We start from the raw sequence: 21,885 nt of genomic DNA, 5'->3' as shown, positions 1-21,885 counted from the left end.
CAACCACGACGAAAACCCATCGCCCCTCCGCAATCGCGGCTCACGCCGCTCCTACCCCCAACCGAAAACCCACACGCCACTACACACCCCTCCCCCCCCAAGCGCACAATCCCCGCATGAGCGACCCCCGCAGCGCCCAAGCCGATGCCCTCATGGGCGAACTGCAACGCCAGGGCGCCGGCCGCCTCACCATTTTTCTCGGCGCCGCCCCCGGCGTCGGCAAGACCTACACCATGCTCGGCCGCGCGCGCGAACTGCAGCGCCGCGGGATCGACGCGGTCGTCGGCATCGTCGAAACCCACGGCCGCGCCGAAACCTCGGCCCTGGTCGAAGGCCTGGAGGTGCTGCCGCGCAAGCGCAGCGACTACCAAGGCCGCACGCTCGAGGAAATGGACCTCGACGCGCTGATCGCGCGCAAGCCCAAGGTCGCCCTGGTCGACGAACTCGCCCACCGCAACGCGCCCGGCAGCCGCCACGAGCGGCGCTGGCAGGACGTGCTGGAACTGCTCGACGCCGGCATCGACGTCTACACCACGGTCAACATCCAGCACCTGGAAAGCCTCAACGACGTCGTCCACCGCATCACCGGCGTGCGCGTCAGCGAAACCGTGCCCGACGCGCTGTTCGACCGCCTGCGCGACATCGTCCTGGTCGATCTGCCGCCGCGCGAGCTGATCGAGCGCTTGCAGCAAGGCAAGGTCTACGTGCCCGAACAGGCCGCGCACGCGCTGCAGGCCTTCTTCTCGCCGTCCAACCTCACCGCGCTGCGCGAGTTGGCGATGCAGACCGCGGCCGATCGCGTCGACAGCGACCTGCGCGAGGCGCAGACCGCGCGCGGCCTGCCCGGCGTGCCGCTGCGGCGCGCGGTGATGGTGGCGATCGACGGCCTCGGCCAGTCCGAATATCTGGTGCGCGTGGCCCGGCGTCTGGCCGAACGCCGCGATGCGCCGTGGCTGGTGGTCACCGTGCAGACCGGCGGCTCGCCGGACCCGCAGCGCCAGAGCGAACTCGACCGCGCCTTCGCCCTCGCCCGCCGGCTCGGCGGCGAGGCGGTGGTGCTGCACGGCAACAGCATCGTCGATGCCTTGCTCGATCATGGCGAACGCGCCGGCGTCTCGACGATCGTGCTCGGCCGCACCCGCGAGCGGCCGCTGGCGCGCATGGTTAACCGCACCCTCACCCAGCAGTTGATCCAGCGCGGCGCGCACTACGAACTGACCATCGTCAGCACGCCCGAGGCCCGCGCCCGCGCGCGCCGCTCGCTGCGCGAGAACGGCGGCCGCCTGCGCGGCCTGCTGAGCCGCAGCGACGCCGCGCTGGCCGTGGTCGCTGTGGCGGTGGCCACGGTGCTGGCATGGTTTGCCGAACGCTGGATCGGCCTGGACGATTTGTCGCTGGTGTTCATCGTCGCGGTGGTCGTCGTCGCCGCGCGCACGCGCATGACCGCGGCGGTGCTGGCCTCGGCGCTGTGCTTCCTCGCCTACAATTTCTTCTTCATCGAACCCCGCTTCACCTTGCTGATCGGCGCGCGCCGGGGCGTGACCACGGTGACGCTGTTCCTGATCGCCGCGCTCGTCGCCGGCCGCCTCGCCTCGAAGCTGCGCATGCAGGTGATGGCGCTGCGCGCGGCCAACGCGCACGCCACCGAATTGCAGACGCTCGGGCGCGAACTGGCCACCGCCGCCGACGCCGGTCAGGTGATGCGCGCCGGCAAGCGCGCGCTCAAGCGCTCGCTCGGCGCGGAAGTGTTCGTCTACGTCGGCAAGGCGCCGCTGGCCGGCGCGCATCTGCCCGAGCTCAGCGACAAGGACCGCGCCGCCGCCGACTGGGCGCTCAAGCATCGGCAACAGGCCGGGCGCTACACCGACACGCTAGCCGGTTCGGAATGGTGGCTGCTGCCGTTGACCGGCGACGCCGGCGACAAGCCCGCGACCGGTCTGGTCGGCCTGCGCCTGCCTGCGTCGCTGACCCGGCTCGGGCCCGAGCAACGCCGCCTCGCCGAGGCGATGACCGACGACATCGCGCAAGCGGTGCTGCGCACGCGGCTGGTCGCCGACCTGGAAGATTCGCGCGTCAGCGGCGAAACCGAGCGCTTGCGTTCGGCGCTGCTGTCCTCGGTCTCGCACGATCTGCGCTCGCCGCTGGCCTCGATCATCGGCGCGGCCAGCAGCCTGGACAACTACGCCGACGCGATGCCGCGCGAGGACCGCCACGCCTTGCTGGAAACCATCCGCATCGAAGGCGAGCGGCTCGACCGCTACATCCAGAACCTGCTCGACATGACCCGGCTCGGCCACGGCGGCCTCGCCCTCAACCGCGACTGGATCGGCGTGGACGAGCTGATCGGCTCGGCGGTGACGCGCTTGCAGCGCTACGAGCCGGCGGCGCGCTTCGACGTGCGCTTGCAGCCGGGCCTCGGCCCGATCTGGGTGCACCCGGCGCTGATCGAACAGGCCTTGTTCAACGTGCTGGAAAACGCGGTGAAGTTCTCCCCGAGCGACGCGCCGGTGACGATCGAGGCGCGCCGCGTCGACGGCGAGCCCGGCGGCCCCGAGCAAGTGCTGCGCATCGACGTCAGCGACCGCGGCCCCGGCATTCCCGAGGACGAACGCGCGCGCATCTTCGACATGTTCTACAGCGTCGAGCGCGGCGACCGCGGCCGCCAAGGCACCGGCCTGGGGCTGGCGATCTGCCAGGGCATGATCGGCGCCCACGGCGGCAGCGTGGTCGCCCTGCCCGGCCAGCCCGACGCCCAGGGTCGCCGCGGCACCACGATCCGCATTACCCTGCCGCCCATCGAACCCGAACCCAAGGCCGACGCCGCCTCCGCGCCATGACGCAGGATCACGCCCCCTCCGCCTCCGCCGCGCCCGCGCGCGTGCTGGTGATCGACGACGAACCGCAGATCCGCAAGTTCCTCGACATCGCCCTGCGCGCGCAAGGCTACGTCGTGGATCTGGCCGACACCGGCAACGCCGGCCTGGAATCGCTGGCCACGCGCGGCGCCGATCTGGTCGTGCTCGACCTCGGCCTGCCCGACCGCGACGGCCACGACGTGCTGCGCGAGCTGCGGCAATGGTCGAGCGTGCCGGTGATCCTGCTGACCGTGCGCTCCAGCGAGGCGGAAAAAGTCGCCGCGCTCGACGGCGGCGCCAACGACTACGTGACCAAACCCTTCGGCGTGCAGGAACTGATGGCGCGCGTGCGCGCCTTGCTGCGCGCCCACGGCCCGCAGGGCGAAACCCTGCCGGTGTTCGACGACGGCCGCCTGCGCATCGACCTCGCCCGCCGCGAAGTCCACCTCGACGGCGAACCCGTCGTCCTGGCGCGCAAGGAATACGCGCTGCTCGCCCTGTTGTTCCAACACGCCGGCCGGGTGGTGACCCAGCCGCAGCTGCTGCGCGAACTGTGGGGCCCGACGCATCAGGAAGACACCCACTACCTGCGCATCCTGGTCGGCAAACTGCGCCACAAGCTCGGCGACGACGCGGCCGCACCGCGCTACATCGCGACCGAGCCGGGGGTGGGGTTGCGGTTCATCGACAAGCACTGAGGCGCGTTGGAGGCGCGATTCGCGCCGAGCCCCGCTCCCCAGTTCGTATCGCTCCTGCATGGCCTACCTGTAGGAGCGGCGCAAGCCGCGACCGCGCACGACCACGCTGCTGCGAAGCCTCCGTCAGGGAGCGAAACTACGCGCTTTCGTACGCGGAACAAGTCAGCGCGGACGCCGCGCGTCGAGTGGCATTTCGCCCTCGCATTGGCGCTGTAGCTTCGGTTTCGCGGTCGCGGCTTGCGCCGCTCCTACAGGTAGGCCTTGCGGGGGCGGCGCGCTCCCATGGCGGTCGGAAAACGGCTGCGCCGATGCAGAGGAACCGGCATCGCTTCGCGCGCCAAGGTCCGGGCCGGCATAGAAACGCGCGACGACTTACAACACCCGCGCGGACGCAAACGCGCCCTGTTGCGAACGCGACGACGCGCCGACAGCAAGCGCAATTTCGTTACCGGCGTCGGCCGCGCGATGTACGAAGGTTGGACAAAGAAAAAGCCGGCAATCTCGCGATTGCCGGCTTCTTAATGATGGCGCGCCCGGAAGGATTCGAACCTCCGACCCCCAAGTTCGTAGCCTGGTGCTCTATCCAGCTGAGCTACGGGCGCCTGAGTGCAATTATGACGTGTATTTCGTGCGGCGGGAAGCTCTATCGCAACATCGCGACGGCAATGCGACACATCGAGTAAGAATTCTTCCGAACGCGGATGCATCGACGCATCGAGATCGCTGCGCGACAGCGCATCACATCGATGTCGATGCCGTTCTACGCAACGAACGCATGCCTCGTCGCATGCCGACGAAGCACGGGACGACATCCGTTACGACGACGCGACATCGCAGGCCGCTCCGACGCTCCGACGCTCCGACGCTCCGACGCTCCGACGCTCCGACGCTCCGACGCTCCGACGCTCCGACGCTCCGACGCTCCGACGCTCCGACGCTCCGACGCTCCGACGCTCCGACGCTCCGACGCTCCGACGCTCCGACGCTCCGACGCTCCGACGCTCCGACGCTCCGACGCTCCGACGCTCCGACGCTCCGACGCTCCGACGCTCCGACGCTCCGACGCTCCGACGCTCCGACGCTCCGACGCGTATCGCTGGAATCCGGACAAAAGAAAAAAGCCGGCAATCTCTCGATTGCCGGCTTCTTAATATGGCGCGCCCGGAAGGATTCGAACCTCCGACCCCCAAGTTCGTAGCCTGGTGCTCTATCCAGCTGAGCTACGGGCGCTTAGTTGGAAAATTATGACGGACAAACTGCCTTCCGTCAACATTTTTCAAACTTCTCTTACCGACCTGTCCGATGGCGCCTTGGACGAGCTGGCAAATAAAAGCCGCCGTAGGCGGCTTTCGGTACAACTGGCGGAGAGTGAGGGATTCGAACCCTCGATAGAGTTTTTGACCCTATACTCCCTTAGCAGGGGAGCCCCTTCGGCCACTCGGGCAACTCTCCGCATCTATGAAGCGATGCGGGCCGCAATCATAACGGCTCGCCTGAATTACAGCAACGCTTCAGGCGAACTTTTTTACTTAGCCGCCCGTGTGTTTGCCCGAATCGTCCGACGCGTCCTCGCCGCGCTGAATGCGCTGGTAAATCTCCTCGCGATGGACCGCGACATCTTTAGGCGCGGTAATACCGATACGCACCTGGTTACCCTTGACGCCGAGCACGGTGACCGTCACCGAGTCGCCGATCATCAGGGTTTCGCCGACGCGACGCGTCAGGATCAGCATTGAAAACCTCCTCGAGCCGGCACCCTAGGCACCGGCGTTGGCATTCTCTCCACGCGGAAGAATGCTGCAATTTGTACACAAACGTGAACCATCTTAGCGACCGGTCAAACCCGGTCGCAAGCGATAGCAGTCACTGTTCGCCATTCAGACTAGCTTACTCTCAACCCACTGCGCGACGCCCGCAAGAGCTTGGACCAGGGCCGGGCCGTCATCGCCGCCGCCCTGCGCCATGTCCGGTCGGCCGCCGCCTTTACCGTTGATCTGACTGGCCACGTGCGAGAGGAGTTCCCCCGCCTTGACCTTGCCAGCCGCGCTTCCGTTCACTCCGGCGACCAAGGCCGCCTTACCGTCGCTGGCGCCCGCCAGCACGATCACCGCATCGCCAAGCTGCTGCTTGAGGCGGTCGACCGCCTCGCGCAACGCCTTGGCGTCGAAACCTTCCAGCCGGGTGGCCACGACCTTGACCGCGCCGATCTGCGCCGCGGACGCGGCGAGGTCGGCGGCGGCGCCGGAGGCGGCCTTGGCCTTGATCGATTCGAGCTCGCGCTCGAGCTTCTTCTGCCGGTCCAGCAGCGCGCGCAGCTTGTCCGCCACGTCGGCCGGGTTGCCGCCGAGCAAGCGCGCGGCCTGCTCCAGACGGCCTTCCTCTTCGGCCACGTAGTCCAGCGCGCCCTGCCCGGTCACCGCCTCGATGCGGCGCACGCCGGCCTGCACGCCGCCTTCGGCGACGATCTTGAACAAGCCGATGTCGCCGGTGCGCGACACGTGGGTGCCGCCGCACAGCTCGGTCGAGGCCTCGCCCATGCGCAGCACGCGCACGCGATCGCCGTATTTTTCGCCGAACAGCGCCATCGCGCCGAAGTCGATGGCTTCCTGCATGCCCATCTGACGGACTTCGGCTTCGTAGTTGTGGCGCACGTCCGCGTTGACCTGGCGCTCGAGCTCGGCGAGTTCGGCGTCGGTCAGCGGGTTGAAATGGGAGAAGTCGAAACGCAGGCGGTCCGGCGCGACCAGCGAACCCTTCTGGGTGACGTGCTCGCCGAGCAGGCGGCGCAGGGCCGCGTGCAGCAAGTGGGTCGCCGAGTGGTTCAGCACGGTGGCGGCGCGGCGCTGGGCGTCGACCGCGCCGAGCAGGCGGTCGCCGACCTTGAGGCTGCCCGCGGTCAGCACGCCGACGTGGCCGTGGAACTGGCCGGCGAACTTCAGCGTGTCGTCGACGCGGAAGCGCGTGCCGGCTTCGTCGAGTTCGCCGGTGTCGCCGACCTGGCCGCCGCTTTCGGCGTAGAACGGGGTGCGGTCGAGAATCACCGCGCCTTCGTCGCCGATGCGCAGCTCGTCGACCGCGACGCCGTCGCGCAGCAGCGCGACGACTTGCAGGCCGCCTTCCATGAGGCGGTCGTAGCCGAGGAATTCGGTCGGCGCCAGACGCGCGGCGACTTCGGCCGGCATCCCGGTCTTGTTGATGAAGGTGCCGCCGCCGTTGCTCTGCTGTTCCGCCATCGCCTTGTCGAAACCGTCCATATCGACGGTCAACCCGCGCTCGCGGGCGATATCCGCGGTCAGATCGACCGGGAAACCGAATGTGTCGTACAAGGTGAACGCATCGCGTCCGGAAATGACGCCGCCATCTGCGGAGCGAACCGCGATGTCGTTGAAGATACGCATGCCGTTGCCGAGCGTATTGGCGAAACGTTCTTCTTCGGCGCGCAGCGCCTGGGCGACGAACTCGGCCTTGGCGGCCAGTTCGGGATAGGCATCGCCCATCACCTCGACCAGCGCCGGCACCAGCTTGGAGAAGAACGGGCCCTTCTGGCCGAGCATCCAGCCGTGGCGCAGGGCGCGGCGGATGATCCGGCGCAGCACGTAGCCGCGGCCGTCGTTGGACGGCAGCACGCCGTCGACGATCAGGAACGAGCAGGCGCGGATGTGGTCGGCGATCACGCGCAGCGACTTGTTCTCCAGATCGGCGGTGCCGGTGGCTTGCGCCGCGGCAGCGATCAGATGGCGGAACAGGTCGATCTCATAGTTGCCGTGCACGCCCTGCAGCACCGCCGCCAGACGCTCCAGGCCCATGCCGGTGTCCACGCACGGCGCCGGCAGCGGCACCAGGGTGCCGTCGGGCTGGCGGTCGAACTGCATGAACACCAGATTCCAGATCTCGATGAAGCGGTCGCCGTCTTCATCCGGCGAGCCCGGAGGGCCGCCGGCGATGTGGTCGCCGTGATCGTAGAAAATCTCGGTGCAGGGTCCGCAGGGGCCGGTGTCGGCCATCTGCCAGAAATTATCCGAAGCGAACGGCGCGCCCTTGTTGTCGCCGATGCGCACGATGCGCTCGGCCGGGATGCCCATCGTCTTGTTCCACAGATCGTAGGCTTCGTCGTCGGTGTGGTAGACCGTGACCAGCAGGCGCTCGGCCGGCAGCTTCCACACGCCGGTCAGCAGTTCCCAGGCCCAGGCGATGGCGTCGGCCTTGAAGTAGTCGCCGAACGACCAGTTGCCGAGCATCTCGAAGAAAGTGTGGTGACGCGCGGTGTAGCCGACCTGGTCGAGGTCGTTGTGCTTGCCGCCGGCGCGCAGGCAGCGCTGCACGTCGGCCGCGCGCACGTAGCCCGGCTTCTCGCTGCCGAGGAACACGTTCTTGAACTGGACCATGCCCGAGTTGGTGAACAACAACGTCGGGTCGTTGGCCGGCACCAGCGGAGCCGACGGCACGATGGTGTGGCCTTTGCCCCGAAAGAACTCGAGGAAATCGCTGCGGATTTCGGTGGTCGTTTTCATGCCTGGGGGAAGATTCGCCTGGTCGGGAGCGGAGCGCTCGACCGAACCCATGCCACCACGATGGGGGCATCGACTGGAACAGGCAACCCGGGACCCGAAAGCGGCGTAGCCTAGCAGGCCGGAGGCTCTTGTGCGCAAGGCTCGGCAGGAAAAGTGCCTGAACGTTCAGTCCGATGCGTACGAACGGCTGGCGATGCGAATGGTTTCCATCTCGAAGCCCCGCCGCATCAGCAGATCGGCGGCTTTTCGGCGCCGCGCCGGGTCGTCGCCGTAGTCCTCGCCGAAGCGGCGCCGGAGCAGGTCGCGGGCGTTCTCCAGCCAGTCGCCTTCGAAGGCGTCCATGGCCGCGGCGATGGCCTCGCCGTCGAGCCCGTGGGTGCCCAATTCGGCGCGGATGTGCATCGGGCCGTAGCCGTTGTTGGCGCGGCTGCGGACCAGGGTCTCGGCGAAGCGGGCGTCGTCCTGCCAGCCGGCTTCGGCGAGGCGGTCGACGGCTTCGGTCACGGCCTCGCGCTCGAGGCCGCGCGAGGTCAGTTTGCGGGTCAATTCCTTGCGCGAATGCTCGCGCCGGACCAGCAGGCCGAGCGCGCGCTGGGTCGGGCTTTGCTCGCGCGGCGCGCGGCGGCGTTCGCGGCGCGAGGGGCCGCTAGTACTTTGGTCGAACAGGTGGCCGTCGCCGTCGGCGAACGGGTGTTCGAATGAGGATTCGGGCGGAGATTGCGCGGGGAACAGGCCGGGATCGGCCTCGCGTGGGGAGCCGTCGTCGGTCGAGGCCGACGAAGGATTGCGCCCGCCATCGCGGTGGCGATCGCGATCGTCGCGATTGTGTTCGCGACCGTGCGCGCTGCGAGCGCCATGGCCGCCGCAGTGGTCGCGACGCTCGCCGCCGTGGCGGCCGTGCGCTTGGGGAGGCGCGAACAGGCTCGCCTGCCCGGATTCGCTGTCGGTTGGATCCGGCGGACTCTCGCCCGATCCCGCGCCCCATGCAGTACCCGGACGATCCGCCGCATCGGAAAACAAAGACTCGCGGGAAGGCCGATCCGCCTCGGCGGACCGGCTCCCGCTTTCGATCGCGCGCATCCGAGCGCGCAGTTCGTTCAGACGCTCCGCTCCACGGCCGGGCGAGGGCTCGCCACCCTGCCCGGCCGTGCCGCCGGCATCACCACCATGACGCCGTCCGTCATCCCGATCGGAACTCATTGCAAGGACGATTCGCTAAGCGACCCGGCGAGGATCAATCCTCGTCGCTGCTCTCTTCGCGCGAAGCCTCGGCCGGCACGAACTTCTCGCGCAGATTCGCTTCCAGCCGCTGGGCCATTTCGGGGTTTTCCTTGAGGTACTGGCGGGCGTTTTCCTTGCCCTGGCCGATGCGTTCGCCGTCGCAGCTGTACCAGGCGCCCGACTTCTCGACCAGCTTGGCTTCCACGCCCATGTCGATCAGCTCGCCCTCGCGCGAGATGCCTTCGCCGTAGAGGATTTCGGTGACGATCTGCTTGAACGGCGGGGCCATCTTGTTCTTGACGACCTTGATCTTGGTCTGGTTGCCGATGATCTCGTCGCCCTTCTTGATCGCGCCGATGCGGCGGATGTCCAGGCGCACGGAGGCGTAGAACTTGAGCGCATTGCCGCCGGTGGTGGTTTCCGGGCTCTGGCCCGGCATCATCACGCCGATCTTCATGCGCAGCTGGTTGATGAAGATCACCAGCACGTTGGAGCGCTTGATGTTGCCGGTGAGCTTGCGCAGCGCCTGCGACATCAGGCGGGCCTGCAGGCCCGGCAGCTGGTCGCCCATTTCGCCTTCGATTTCGGCCTTGGGGGTCAGCGCGGCGACCGAGTCGACCACGACCATGTCCACCGCGGCCGAGCGCACCAGCATGTCGGCGATTTCCAGCGCCTGTTCGCCGGTGTCGGGCTGGGAGACCAGCAGGTCGTCGATGTTGACGCCGAGCTTGGCGGCGTAGATCGGGTCGAGCGCGTGCTCGGCGTCGATGAAGGCGGCGGTGCCGCCGTTCTTCTGGCACTGGGCGATGGCCTGCAGGGTCAGGGTGGTCTTGCCCGAGGATTCCGGGCCGTAGATTTCGACCACGCGGCCCTTGGGCAGGCCGCCGATGCCCAGAGCGATGTCGAGCATCAGCGAGCCGGTGCCGACGACCTCGGCGGCTTCGACCGGGCGGTCGCCCATGCGCATCACCGAGCCCTTGCCGAATTGCTTTTCGATCTGGCCCAGGGCGGCCGCAAGCGCGCGCTTCTTGTTCTCGTCCATCGCTGTGTTCCTTAAGTCTGTCGTGGTGGGGATACGTTAGAGGGCGCGTATCGCAGAGGCTGAGATCGTGGCGCCGGGAACCAAATTATCCGTCGAAGCGGCCGTGCGCTGCCGGGCGGTTGCCGGCGCGGGGGTCGGATTTCCCCGCGCCAGCGCAGCGGAAATCGTCTCGTCCAGGCCGCGCAGCGCGGCGTCGGCGGCCGCCACCGCGGCGCAGTCGCGCGCGGAGCCGTAGCGGTCGAACAAGCGGGCGCTGGCCATGGCGAGGGCGCTCAACGGTTGGGCCGGACCAGCCCGCAATACAGGCCTTCGATGGCGAAGTCCTGATCGGGCAGCACTTCGATCGGCGCGTAATCGGGATTGCGCGGCAGCAGGCGGATGCGGTCCTTGCCGATCTTCAGCAGCTTGACGGTGATCTCGTCGTCGATGCGCGCGACCACGATCTGGCCCGAGCGCGCGTCGCGGGTGCGGTGTACGCCGATCAGGTCGCCGTCGAAGATGCCCTCGTCGCGCATCGAGTCGCCCTTGACCTTGAGCAGGTAGTCGGGCGACGGGAAGAACATGTTGCGGTCGAGCAGAACGTAGTTGTCCGGCTCGATCCCGGCGGCCGAGCCGATCGGCGCGCCGGCGGCGACCCGGCCGAGCACCGGCAGGCGCAGCGCGTCCTCGTCGAAGGCCTGCGCGGGCGCGGCGACCAGCCCCAGCTCGCGCTGCGCCTGCGGCGGCGGCTGCAGCACGCGGATGCCGCGCGCGCGCCCCGGCAGGCGCTCGATCGCGCCGGCCGCCTCGAGCGCCTCGAGGTGGTACTGCGCGGCGCGTACGCCCTTGAAGCCGAAGGCGCGGGCGATCTCCGTCTGCGACGGCGGGAAACCCTCGGCGTCGATCCGTTCCGCGATCAGCGCGAGGATGGCTTGCTGGGTGTCGGTCAGAGTCATGGTTAGTAGTATTACTACTAACAACCGGGACGGGCAAGGCCGTTCGTCCGCGAATTAATTGACTAAGTCAAATATCTGCCGCACCCTGCCCGCTCGCCCTTTTTCGCGAGCCGCCGCTCATGACGCCCGAGATCGCCCCGGCCCAAGTCGATGCCGTCCGCGCCTTCAACCGCTTCTACACCCGCCGGATCGACGTACTGCGCGAGGACTTGCTCGACAGCCCCTACACCCTCACCCAGGCGCGGGTGCTGTTCGAGCTGGCCCAGCGCGAGCCGGTGGCGGCGCGCGAGATCGGCGATACGCTGGGGTTGGACCCGGGTTATCTGAGCCGGATCGTGCAGAGCTTCGTCGAGACCGGCTTGGTCGAGAAACAACGCTCCGAACACGACGCGCGCAGCTTCGCGCTGAGCCTGACCGCGCCGGGCCGCGCCGCCTTCGCCGCGCTCGACCGCAGTTCGCACGAGGCCACCGCGACCCTGCTGGCGGCGCTGTCGCCGCTGGACCGCGACCGCCTGCTGCGCGCGATCGCCGACGCCGAGCGCGCGCTGACCCCGCACGTGCTGCCCGCGCCGCAGCGGCTGCGCGTGCGCGAGCACGGCACCGGCGATATCGGCTGGGCGATCGAGCGCCACGCGCGGCTGTATACCGAGGAATACGGCTGGAATCAGGAGTTCGAGGCGCTGGTGGCGAAGCTGTTCGCGCAGTTCGCCGGCGGCCGCGATCCGGCGCGCGAGCGGTGCTGGATCGCTGAGATCGACGGCGAGCGGGTCGGCTGCGTGTTCGTGGTCGCCAACGCCGACGACGCGCGGGTCGCGCAGTTGCGCTGCTTGCTGGTGGATCCGCGTGCGCGCGGGCTCGGCGTGGGGCGGCGTTTGGTCGAGACCTGCATCGCGTTCGCGCGCGAGGCGGGGTATCCGCGGATGCGCTTGTGGACCAACGATATTTTGCTGGCGGCGCGGCGGATCTACGAGAGCTTCGGGTTCGTGCTGGTGGAAGAGAACCGGCACCACAGCTTCGGCCACGATTTGGTCGGGCAGATTTGGGAGCTTTCGCTGGAGTGAGGCGCGGCCGCGTCTGGTAGGAGCGGCGTAAGCCGCGACGCGGCCGCATCGGCGGCCGAGGCGATGGCGGCCGCCGGCGTTGTCGTCGCTGCGTTGCGCGTTCGTCGCGGTCTTGTCGCTGCGCGGTCGCGGCTCACGCCGCTCCTACAGGGGATCGCGCGGCCGCTTGCGGTCGGCGGGCAGCGAAAGCGGGCGCGTTGAATCGGGGCGGGACGGATCGCCGCCCTGCCCCGCTACGGATCAGGACGCCAGCGTTTCCAGCCCTTGCAGCGCCGCCGCGACGGTCTGCCGCCGCACCGCTTCGCGGTCGCCGTCGAAACGGAAGGCTTCGGCGCGCGGGTAGCCGCCGCGGCGCTTCCACGCGACCCACACCGTGCCGACCGGCTTGTCCTCGGTGCCGCCGCCGGGGCCGGCGATGCCGGTGACCGCGACGGCCAAGGTCGCGCCGGTGTTGGCGAGCGCGCCGGAGACCATTTCGATCACGGTCTCGCGGCTGACCGCGCCGTGCTGTTCCAAGGTCTGCGGGCGCACGCTCAACAGCGCTTGCTTGGCTTCGTAGCTGTAGGCGACCAGACCGCAGCCGAACCAGGCCGAAGAGCCGGCGATGTCGGTCAGGGTCTTGGCGATCCAGCCGCCGGTGCAGCTTTCGGCGGTGACCAGCATGTGGTGGTTGCGGCGGGCGGTTTCGCCGATGCGGGCGGCCAGCGTCTGCAGCGCGGCGTCGGTGGTGTCGGCGGGGTCGATGGCGGGGGTATGGGCGCTCATGGGCGCCACTATAGCGGGCGTGGCGGCGAGGGCTTTGCCGGGTGGGTCGGTCGGGCTTGCTGGGTACGGAGGGGGTTGCGTCGGTTGCGGGAGGCGCTTCGGCGGTCGGGGGTGCCGTGTCGCGACTTGCGTCGCTCCTACAGGGGGCTTCGGGTGGTTGCGATCTGCCTGTAGGAGCGACGCGAGTCGCGACTGCGGGGTGGCAGGTCGCGGCGAAAGCGGCTTGTGCGGTTGCGTCAGTTGCGGGCGTGACCTCGGCATTCGGTACGGCCGCGTCGCGGCTTACGCCGCTCCTACACGGGCTTCGGTGGACTGCGAACTGGCTGTAGGAGCGGCGTGAGCCGCGACCGCGGGGTAGCAAACCGCGGCGAAAGCGGCTTGTGCGGTTGCGCCGGCTGCATGGATGGCCTCGGCCGTCGATGCCGCCGCGTCGCGACTTGCGTCGCTCCTACAGGGGCTTCGGGTGGTGGCGATCTGCCTGTAGGAGCGACGCGAGTCGCGACTGCGGGGTGGCAGGTCGCGGCGAAAGCGGCTTGTGGGGTTGCGTCGGCTGCATGGATTGCCTCGGCCGTCGATGCGGCCGCGTCGCGGCTTACGCCGCTCCTACACGCGCCTCGAATCAATGCGTCGCGGTCGCCGGGCGATGCGCACTCAGCAGCGGCTGCAGCGGAACTTGCCAGATGTTGTAGAGCGCGTTGTCCCAGGTTTGGATGCGGGTCAGATCGGCGCGGGTCTGTTCGCGGGTGCGCGGATACGTCACCGGTTCGCTGCGTTCGCTGCTGAAGTAGAGCGTGCTCAGATCGGGGCTCAGGCGCGGTTCGGCGTCGGAGCCGGGGCTGTTGATGCGCTCGCCGAGCCATTGCGGCGCGCTCCAGCCTTCGCCGTCGCGGAAGGCGACGAACAGGTCCATCGAGGCGGTGGCGGGCGCGCGGCGCGAGCCGAAGATCAGGAAGGATTGGTCGGGCGCCACGGCCGGATCGACGTCGCTTTGTTCGCCGCCGCTGAACGGCAGCGGCTGCGGCTCTTCGTAATCGCCGTCGCGCAGGCGCGCGCTGAACAACTGGAAATAGCCGGTCTTGGCGTTGGGATGCATGAAGTACAGCGTGCCGTCGGCGGCGACGCTGGGCGCGTAGACCGAATCGCCGCGGTTGATCCGCTCGGGCAGGCGCTCGGGTTCGCTCCAACCGTGCGCGGTGCGGCGCACGCGCCACAGCGCGCTGCCTTTGCCGGGCCAGGTCTTGCCGTTGTAGTGGCCGTCGCGCGGTTTTTCGCCGGGATGCGCCGGGCGGTTGGAGACGTAGATCAGATAGGAGCCGTCGGGCGCCATCGCCGGTTCCATGTCGGTCCACTCGCCGGAGAACGACGCGATCGCCGGTTCGCTCCAACCGCGCGCGCTGCGACGGGATTCCATGATGACGGCGACTTCGGGCGCTTGCCGTCCGAAGTACACGGTGGCGCCGTCGGGCGAAAACGCCGGCGCGGCGTCGTGGGCGGGACCGGAGATAACGCCGGGGGAGAAGATCGTCGGCGTCGGGTCCGGCGTGGCGGCGAACGCGGCGGGCGCCGACAGCCACATCAGGCTCAACAGGCAGGCGCGCGTACGCGGGGAAACGCTCATGCGGGGACACTCCGGGACGGAAGCGAACGGCGCGTTCGCGGGCGGCGCCGTTCCCTGGCCGGATTCGCGGCTCACGCTAGGCGCGCGCGCGGGGTTCGGCATGTGCCGCTGGTCATTGCGGAATCGCGGGATTTTTGCGGGGTTTTCGTTGAGGGCGCGGCGCGATTGGGTTGCGTGGGGCGCCAGTGATTTATGTCAGTGCGATTGGTTGCGCTGGGTTGGAGGCGCGGTGCGGGTGCCGGCGACGAGTTGTTCGGCGACGGCGGGGGTATCGGCGGTTGGGGTACCGCGTCGCGGCTTACGCCGCTCCTACAGGCGGCGATCTGTGCGGTAGGAGCGGCGTGAGCCGCGATCGGCGTGGCTGCTCGCGGCGCGACGACGAGGTCGGTGCGGATCGTGCGTCGACTGCGCCGGTTGTCTCGGCGTCCGCGGTGGCCGCGTCGCGGCTTGCGCCGCTCCTACAGGGGGCTGCGGAGGGTGGCGATCTGTCCTGTAGGAGCGGCGCGAGCCGCGACCGCGCAGCGGCCGCTCTCGGCGCGACGATGAGGTCGGTGCGGACCGTGCGCCGCCCGCACCGATCGCCTCGGCATTCGCGCTGGCCGCGTCGCTCCTACACGGCCCGCGCGCAGGTTTCGGCGCGGCCGCGCGCAGCGCGCGCGACCGCCCTCGCCCGCGGCGATCCTCAGTACATCACCCGCAAGGTCACGCCGTAGGTGCGCGGCGCGCCGAGGAAGGCGTTCCACGAGCCGGTCTGCAGCGGCGCGTCGAAGCCGACTTGCTTGTATTCCTCGTCGAACAGGTTCATCGCCCAGGCCTCGACCATCCAGCGCCGGCTCTTGGCGCCGATGCCCAGGCGCGCGTTGACCACGGTGTAGGCGTCCTGCGCCTTTTCCGGGTCGAGGTCGGAGCCGGTGTTGTAGTCGGAGGAATACTTGGCGCCGATGTTGAAGCGGCCGATCAGCTCGGGGCCGAAGTCCCACTGGTAGGTCACCGCGGCTGAGGCCGACCACAGCGGCGCGAAGCTGGCGCGCGCGCCGGGCAGCTTGGCCAGATCCGCGTCGGGCAGCGGGTCCTTGCCGTACTTGGTGTCGGTGTACATCAAGCCGCCCTGCAGCATCAGCCCCTTGATGCCGGTCTGCCACAGCACTTCGGTGTCGATGCCCTGGGACTTCACTTCGGGAATCGAGCGCACCACGAAGCTGGTGCCGAGGAAGCTGTTGAGCTGGAAATCGCTGTAGGTCTGATGGAACAAGGTCGCGTTGAGCAGCAGGTTGCCGCCGGCCCAGGTGGTCTTGGCGCCGAGCTCGAAGCTGTCGACGAACTCGCCGGGGAACGAAGTGTCGTTGACCGGCGTGATGCCGGCCGTGCCCGCGGACAAACCGTTCGAGGACTGCACGCGGTCGAGGTTGAAGCCGCCAGCCTTGTAGCCGCGCGCGGCCGAGGCGTAGCCCATCACGTGCTCGTTCCAGCGGTACGCGGCCTTGATCGTGCCCGACCATTCTTTCTCGTCGCGCTCTTGGTTGGTGATCCGCCCGTCGTGCAAACGGTTGGCCCAGGGCAAGCACATGAAACCGATCACCTGCGGCACCAACGCGTTCACCGCCGCCAGCGGCACGCCGCGCGCGGCCAACGCCTGCCCGACCCGCTGCGGATTGGCCAAGCCCGCGCCGCAACCTAACCCGCCATTGGGATTGCTGTAGACCGAATCGAGTTCCTTGTTCTCCTTGGTGTAGCGCAGGCCCAAGGTGAGATCGAGTTTGTCGGTGGCGTGCCAGGTGTTGTTGGTGAACAGCGCGACGCTCTTGCTGTTCTGCTGATAGCGGTCGAGCGCGCCGAGCCCGCCGAAGCTGCTGCCGAACGGGCGGCCGGTGGCTTGCGAGAGAAAGGTCGCGGCATTCGCGGTGTTGACCACGCCGGCCGGGAAGCGCGCGGCGATCTGGCTCAGCACCGCGGTCGACAGATACGGCTCGTAGGCCGCGCCCAGGCTGTAGGAATCGTGGCGCTTGAGGTCTTCGTCGGAATAGAACAAGCCGACCATCCAATCGACTTTGTTGGTCGCGCCGGTCAGGCGGAATTCCTGGCTGAACTGCTTGAAGCCGGTGAACGACTCGTCCTCGTTCGGATTGCGGTAGATCATGTCGGCGGTGGAGAAATCGAAGTCCAGGCCGTTGATCGCCTGCCAGTCGCGCGCGGCGGTGATCGAGGTCAGGGTGGCGCCGCCGAACCACGGGGTGATCCAGTTGATCTCGGCGGAAACGCCCTTGTCCTTGATGTCCTGCGTGGTCGGCCGGTTGCTCCAGGCGCGCCGCGCGAACGGATCGGCGACCGGCGCCACGCCGGTGCCGCCGGCGAGCGCGTTGATGATCGCCGCGGTCGGCCCGCGCACCGTGGTCAGGCCGACGCAGCAGTTCTCCTCGCGGCTGGTGAAGTCGGCGATCAGGTTGATGTCGAGGTTCTCGGTCGGCTCGAACAGCAACTGGCCGCGCAAGGTGTGGAAGTTCTGGTCGCCGTCCTCGCGTTCGGCGCGCGGGCCGCGGCCGGTTTCCACGTCGACGAAGCCGTCGCGCTTGCGCTTGGCGCCGTAGACGCGGAACGCGGCGTGCTCGCCGATCGGCGTGTTGAACGAACCGGCCGCGCCGAGCGCGCCGTAGTTGCCGAAGGTCAGCTCGCCCTCGGCCGTGGTGTCGTAGTCGGGGCGGCGGGTGATGACGTTGATGACGCCGGCCGAGGTGTTCTTGCCGAACACCGTGCCTTGCGGCCCCTTGAGCACTTCGATCCGCTCGATCTCGCCCAGATCGCCGAAGCCCACGCCGTTGCGCGGACGGTAGACGCCGTCGATGACCACGCCGACCGAGGATTCCAGGCCGGCGTTGTCGCCGACCGTGCCGATGCCGCGGATGCGCGCCACCGTCTGCACTTCGCTCTGGGTGCTGGTGACGGTCAGGCCGGGCACCAGCAGTTGCACGTCCTTGATGTCGCGCACGCCGGTGTCGCGCAGCAGTTGCTCGGGCAAGGCGGTGATCGAGATCGGCACGTCCTGCATCGCCTCCTCGCGTTTTTGCGCGGTGACGGTGAGACCGGCCAGGGTCTTGGCCTCTTCCTCCTGCGCCGGCGCAGGCGCGGACGGTTGCGCCTGCGCGGCGGCGGACGCGGCCAGGCTCAGGGCGACGGCGAACGACAGGGCCTTGCGGCCCAGCGGGCGAGCGATCATCAGGCATTCCCCTCTTTAGCGACGTTTCGGCGAAAACGCTGGACTTCGATGTCTCACGATGACGTTGGCGCGCGCACCCGCGCGATTCCGCGCACTCCCCGTGCGCGGGGCATCCACGACGTATACGCGATCGGCGGGGGAAGTCGGCCGGGTTGCGCGGGATGCCCGATGGGGCTGGAAATTAGCACGCTGGATGCACGCGTCATGCCGCGTCGCAGCACCTTTGTGTCGGCAAACAATTGCGCCGGAGATTGGCGCACGAACGTTCGGAAAAGTTCGTGTTCGAGGGGATGCTCTCGAGATCGCGCGCGGTCGCTTGCTGGCGACTTATGAGGGAAGCGCGACGAGGCTTACCGGTCGTCATTCCCGCGAAGGCGGGAATCCAGGGCTTTACCGCGACATGGCTCTGAAGCCTCTGGGTCCCCGCCTTCGCGAGGGTGACGGCTTGGGAGAGGCGCGCGGAACGGCGCGCGAACTCGCAACGGGGACGACGCGGAAAACGCGGGCCGCGCCAGCGCAGCCGCGACGCGGAACGTCGCGAACGCGAACCCGCCCGCCGCCCTACTCGCGCACCAACGTCGACTTCCCGAACAGGCTCTCGACCAGATCGATCGCCACCAACGCCGTGGCGTTGTCGCGATCCAGGATCGGATTGAGTTCGACGATGTCCAGCGAGCCCATCCGCCCGCTCTCGGCGATCATCTCCATCGCCAGTTGCGCTTCGCGGTAGTTCGGCCCGCCCGCGACGACGGTGCCGACGCCCGGCGCGATGCTGGGATCGAGGAAGTCGACATCGAAGCTCACGTGCAGATGGGTGTCCTCGTCGATGTCGGCCAGCGCGTCCTCCATCACCCGCTTGATGCCGATGTCGCCGATCCGGCGCATGTCGTACACCGGCAAGCCGTGTTCGCGGATCAGTTGCTTCTCGCCCGCGTCGACCGAGCGCGTGCCGATCTGCCGCATCTCATCGACCTGCATCGCCGGCGCCTCGCCGCTCAGATGAGTCAGTTCGCGCGGCCCCAGGCCGATCAGGCACGCCACCGGCATGCCGTGCAAGTTGCCGGTAGGCGTGATGTCGTTGGTGTTGAAGTCGGCGTGCGCGTCCAGCCACAGCACGCGCAGCTTCTTGCCTTGCGCGCGGCAGTGCTGGGCGACCGCGGTGATCGAGCCCAAGCCCAGGCAATGATCGCCGCCGAGCAGGATCGGCATGCGGCCCATGTCCAGTTCGGCCGACACCGCGTCCATTACCTGGCGGTTCCAGGCGACGACTTCGTCGAGATGGCGATAGCCGTCGACCGGCCCGGTCCACGGATTCGGCGGGCCGTCGAGGTTGCCGCGATCGGCCACGTCCACGCCGAGGCCGTGCAGCGCTTCGCGCAAGCCGGCGATGCGCAGCGCCTCCGGGCCCAGGCGCGCGCCGCGCTCACCGGCGCCGACATCGGTCGGCGCGCCAATCAACGAAACCGCAGGTGCAGTGCTCATGAGAGTTCCCGGGCGGCCGCCGCGGCGGCCGCTTGCAATGGATGAATGAGGGTTCGGCGCCGGCGCGCGCGCGTCCTCGCGCGCCCGCCGGCGCGGCGCTCACTTCTCGACGAAGGCGCGCTCGATCACGTAGTCGCCGCGCTCGCGGGTGCGCGGCGAGGCGACGAAGCCGCGTTCGTCCAGCAGCGCGGCGATGTCGGCGAGCATCTGCGGGCTGCCGCACAGCATCACCCGGTCTTCGGCCGGATTCAGCGGCGGCAGGCCGAGCGCATCGGTCATCGCGTTGGAGACGATGCCGTCGGTGAGCCGGCCCCGGTTGCGGAACGGCTCGCGCGTGACCGTCGGGTAGTAACGCAGTTGCTGCCGCACCGGCGGGCCGAGGAACTCGTGCTTGGGCAGTTCGCTCTCGATGAAGTCGGCGTAGGCCAGATCCTCGATGCGACGCACGCCATGAGCGAGCACCACGGTCTCGAAGCGCTCGTAGGTGTCGGGATCGCGCACGATGCTGAGGAACGGCGCCAGCCCCGTGCCGGTGCCGAGCAAGTACAGGCGCTTGCCGGGATTGAGGTCGTTGAGCACCAGCGTGCCGGTGGGCCGGCGGCTGACCAGGATCTCGTCGCCCAACTCGATGTGGCGCAGGCGCGAGGTCAGCGGGCCGTCGGGCACCTTGATGCTGAAGAACTCCAGATGCTCTTCGTAGTGCGCGCTGGCGATCGAGTAGGCGCGCATCAGCGGGCGGCCGTCGATCTCCAGCCCGACCATGACGAAGTGACCGCTGTCGAAGCGGAAGCCCGGATCGCGGGTGGTGCGGAAGCTGAAAAGGCTGTCGTTCCAATGCCTGACTTCGATGACGCGTTCGGTCGCCAATTGCATCTGCGTGACTCCTCCATGGAAGGGCGAATCGGGTAAGGCGGCCGCGCGGCGGCGGACGCCTCGCGCGGCGTCCGCCGCAATCGAATCGTCATCGCGCGGACGCGGCCCGGTCATTGACCGCCGCCGCGGTCGCATCCGGCGCGACCCGGGCGCCGCGCGACGGCGGGGCAATACCAGCACATTATTTTTTCCGGAGGGAAACGGATATTCCAAAGGACGAACCGCGTCGCAAGATAATCGGGCCTGCGCCTTTGACGGCGCCTCCGCCTTGCCGCGAATATGCGCCGGCATTATCTGCAGCATTCGTTTCGGCCGCACGCCGAACGCGCCAGCGCGTATCCGGCGCCCATCCGGGCCGACCATAACCAAACCTGCCGGGAGGATCGCATGGACGGTTCGACGGGATCGCTTGCGCCATACATATCAACGAGTTGGCCTAAACGCCCAATGCTTCCCGGTCGCGGCGCGGCGGCGGTCTCATTATCGAACCGCGCCTGCATTCTCATTTTCTTATAGATAATGGAAAAGAAAATGACAGGATTATCTGAGCGCACTTTACACGCGCGTGTTGCGTCGCAGCAAAAGCGTGACGGCGGTAAGCAGGATCGGCCCGGACCGAAACCCGGCGAGAGCGTCCGCGGCGGGAACGCCGACCCGGTCACGCCGCCGCCGGCGAGGCGATCGGATTTTCTCCGGCATTGGGCCCACCCGCTGCTGATGCTGGCGGTGGTCGCCTACGCATACGCCGCGATCGCGCGCGGCTGGGACTTGGGCAACGCCAACTTCGCCTTCGTGCTGCTCACCGTCGGCTATCTCGCGCTGCTGGAGCGCTTGATCCCGTACGAACGCCGTTGGTGGCCGGATCGGCGCGAGTGGGGCCTGTACGGCGTCTACTTCGTCCTCACCGTGGTCGGCGCCGCGCTCGCGCAAATCCCGTTGATGGCGGCGTTGACCGCGCTGGCGCCGCTGCATCCGAGCTGGCCGCTGTGGGCGCAGATCCCCGCCGCCTTGTTGGTGAGTTCGCTCGCCAGCTACGCCGTGCACCGCGCCGGCCACGACATCCCGCTGCTGTGGCGGCTGCACGGCGTGCATCACGTGCCCGACAAGGTCAACGTCGGCAACAACGGGGTCAACCACGTGCTCGACGTGACCTTGGCCCAGTTCGTGGTGCAACTCGCGCTGGCCTGGGCCGGCTTCTCCGCTCACGCGCTGTTCGCGGTCGGCCTCTTCGTGATCGCGCAAGGCTATTTCGTCCACGCCAACATCGACGTGCGCATCGGCTGGCTCAACCACTTGCTCGCCAGTCCCGAACTGCACCGCATGCACCACAGCGCCGACAAGGACGAAGCCGGCCACTTCGGTTCGGACCTGTCGATCTGGGACCGCTTGTTCGGCAGCTACACCTGGCGGCCCGGCAAGCGGCCGCGCGCGATCGGCCTGTTCGCGCCGGGCAGCTTTCCCGACAACCGCGCCCTGCTTTCCACCTTGTTGCATCCGCTGCGGCCGCGGCGCTATCCGCCGCCGGCCCCGCCGTCCGCCCCGCCTTAGACGCTTTGTTTCAGATCCGCCCGAGCAAGACCCGAAAAGACCCGCAAGACGACCCGACGACCCGA

The 21,885-nt window shown here is 68.5% G+C and carries 15 protein-coding genes and 3 tRNA genes; 4 read left to right on the top strand and 14 right to left on the bottom strand.

Annotated elements, in window-relative coordinates; genetic code table 11:
- The first annotated feature begins 116 nt into the window (after positions 1-116).
- Both J5226_RS14040 and J5226_RS14035 read left to right on the top strand, forming a co-directional pair.
- Complete coding sequence (locus J5226_RS14040; RefSeq protein ID WP_215835099.1) at positions 117-2,837, top strand: sensor histidine kinase KdpD; 2,721 nt, start codon at positions 117-119, stop codon at positions 2,835-2,837.
- Entirely contained in the window at positions 2,834-3,553 is a 720-nt protein-coding gene (locus tag J5226_RS14035; protein ID WP_215835098.1) for a response regulator, read from the top strand. Before J5226_RS14040 ends, J5226_RS14035 begins: the two co-directional genes overlap by 4 nt.
- Before the next feature lie 525 nt (positions 3,554-4,078).
- Here the strand turns inward: J5226_RS14035 and J5226_RS14030 are convergent.
- The 9 genes from J5226_RS14030 to lexA form a co-directional block, all read right to left on the bottom strand.
- Positions 4,079-4,155: transfer RNA gene (locus J5226_RS14030), tRNA-Arg, on the bottom strand.
- A gap of 551 nt (positions 4,156-4,706) precedes the next feature.
- Positions 4,707-4,783: transfer RNA gene (locus J5226_RS14025), tRNA-Arg, on the bottom strand.
- A 129-nt stretch (positions 4,784-4,912) separates the two neighbouring features.
- A tRNA-Ser gene (locus J5226_RS14020) sits at positions 4,913-5,005 on the bottom strand.
- Between the two features lie 77 nt (positions 5,006-5,082).
- Positions 5,083-5,286, bottom strand: coding sequence for a carbon storage regulator CsrA (gene csrA / locus J5226_RS14015; protein WP_057948118.1), 204 nt, complete (start codon positions 5,284-5,286; stop codon positions 5,083-5,085).
- 144 nt (positions 5,287-5,430) lie between these two features.
- Positions 5,431-8,064: an alanine--tRNA ligase gene (gene alaS, locus J5226_RS14010; protein ID WP_215835097.1), complete on the bottom strand. Its 2,634-nt coding sequence runs from the start codon at positions 8,062-8,064 to the stop codon at positions 5,431-5,433.
- A gap of 165 nt (positions 8,065-8,229) precedes the next feature.
- On the bottom strand, positions 8,230-8,730 hold the full coding sequence (gene recX, locus J5226_RS25435) for a recombination regulator RecX (RefSeq protein ID WP_255323114.1): 501 nt from the start codon (positions 8,728-8,730) through the stop codon (positions 8,230-8,232).
- Between the two features lie 568 nt (positions 8,731-9,298).
- The gene (gene recA / locus J5226_RS14000; protein ID WP_215835096.1) at positions 9,299-10,327 is read right to left on the bottom strand and encodes a recombinase RecA; all 1,029 of its coding nucleotides are present in this window, start codon (positions 10,325-10,327) and stop codon (positions 9,299-9,301) included.
- A 36-nt stretch (positions 10,328-10,363) separates the two neighbouring features.
- A complete protein-coding gene (locus J5226_RS13995; RefSeq protein WP_215835095.1) occupies positions 10,364-10,603 on the bottom strand; it encodes a hypothetical protein in 240 nt (79 codons plus the stop codon).
- Positions 10,600-11,262, bottom strand: a complete 663-nt coding sequence (gene lexA, locus J5226_RS13990) for a transcriptional repressor LexA (RefSeq protein ID WP_215835094.1) — start codon at positions 11,260-11,262, stop codon at positions 10,600-10,602. Before lexA ends, J5226_RS13995 begins: the two co-directional genes overlap by 4 nt.
- Before the next feature lie 119 nt (positions 11,263-11,381).
- On the opposite strand from lexA, the gene J5226_RS13985 reads away from it, so the two are divergent.
- Complete coding sequence (locus tag J5226_RS13985) at positions 11,382-12,323, top strand: helix-turn-helix domain-containing GNAT family N-acetyltransferase (RefSeq protein ID WP_215835093.1); 942 nt, start codon at positions 11,382-11,384, stop codon at positions 12,321-12,323.
- Positions 12,324-12,563: 240 nt separating this feature from the next.
- On the opposite strand, the gene J5226_RS13980 is transcribed toward J5226_RS13985, so the two are convergent.
- From J5226_RS13980 to J5226_RS13960, 5 genes are all read right to left on the bottom strand, one after another.
- Positions 12,564-13,088 (bottom strand): CinA family protein, encoded by a 525-nt coding sequence (locus J5226_RS13980; RefSeq protein WP_215835092.1) that lies wholly within the window; start codon positions 13,086-13,088, stop codon positions 12,564-12,566.
- Between the two features lie 619 nt (positions 13,089-13,707).
- The gene (locus J5226_RS13975; protein WP_215835091.1) at positions 13,708-14,706 is read right to left on the bottom strand and encodes a hypothetical protein; all 999 of its coding nucleotides are present in this window, start codon (positions 14,704-14,706) and stop codon (positions 13,708-13,710) included.
- Between the two features lie 682 nt (positions 14,707-15,388).
- The gene (locus tag J5226_RS13970; protein WP_215835090.1) at positions 15,389-17,917 is read right to left on the bottom strand and encodes a TonB-dependent receptor; all 2,529 of its coding nucleotides are present in this window, start codon (positions 17,915-17,917) and stop codon (positions 15,389-15,391) included.
- A 561-nt stretch (positions 17,918-18,478) separates the two neighbouring features.
- The gene (rocF, locus tag J5226_RS13965; RefSeq protein WP_215835089.1) at positions 18,479-19,399 is read right to left on the bottom strand and encodes an arginase; all 921 of its coding nucleotides are present in this window, start codon (positions 19,397-19,399) and stop codon (positions 18,479-18,481) included.
- Positions 19,400-19,498: 99 nt separating this feature from the next.
- A complete protein-coding gene (locus J5226_RS13960; protein WP_215835088.1) occupies positions 19,499-20,272 on the bottom strand; it encodes a ferredoxin--NADP reductase in 774 nt (257 codons plus the stop codon).
- Positions 20,273-20,998: 726 nt separating this feature from the next.
- On the opposite strand from J5226_RS13960, the gene J5226_RS13955 reads away from it, so the two are divergent.
- Entirely contained in the window at positions 20,999-21,820 is an 822-nt protein-coding gene (locus J5226_RS13955) for a sterol desaturase family protein (protein ID WP_215835087.1), read from the top strand.
- The last annotated feature ends 65 nt before the right edge of the window (positions 21,821-21,885 follow it).

The sequence above is a fragment of the Lysobacter sp. K5869 genome, assembly GCF_018847975.1.
Lineage (GTDB): Bacteria > Pseudomonadota > Gammaproteobacteria > Xanthomonadales > Xanthomonadaceae > Lysobacter.
The sequence above is the reverse complement of the archived record's forward strand: the minus strand, read 5'-3'. Positions and strand labels throughout refer to the sequence as shown.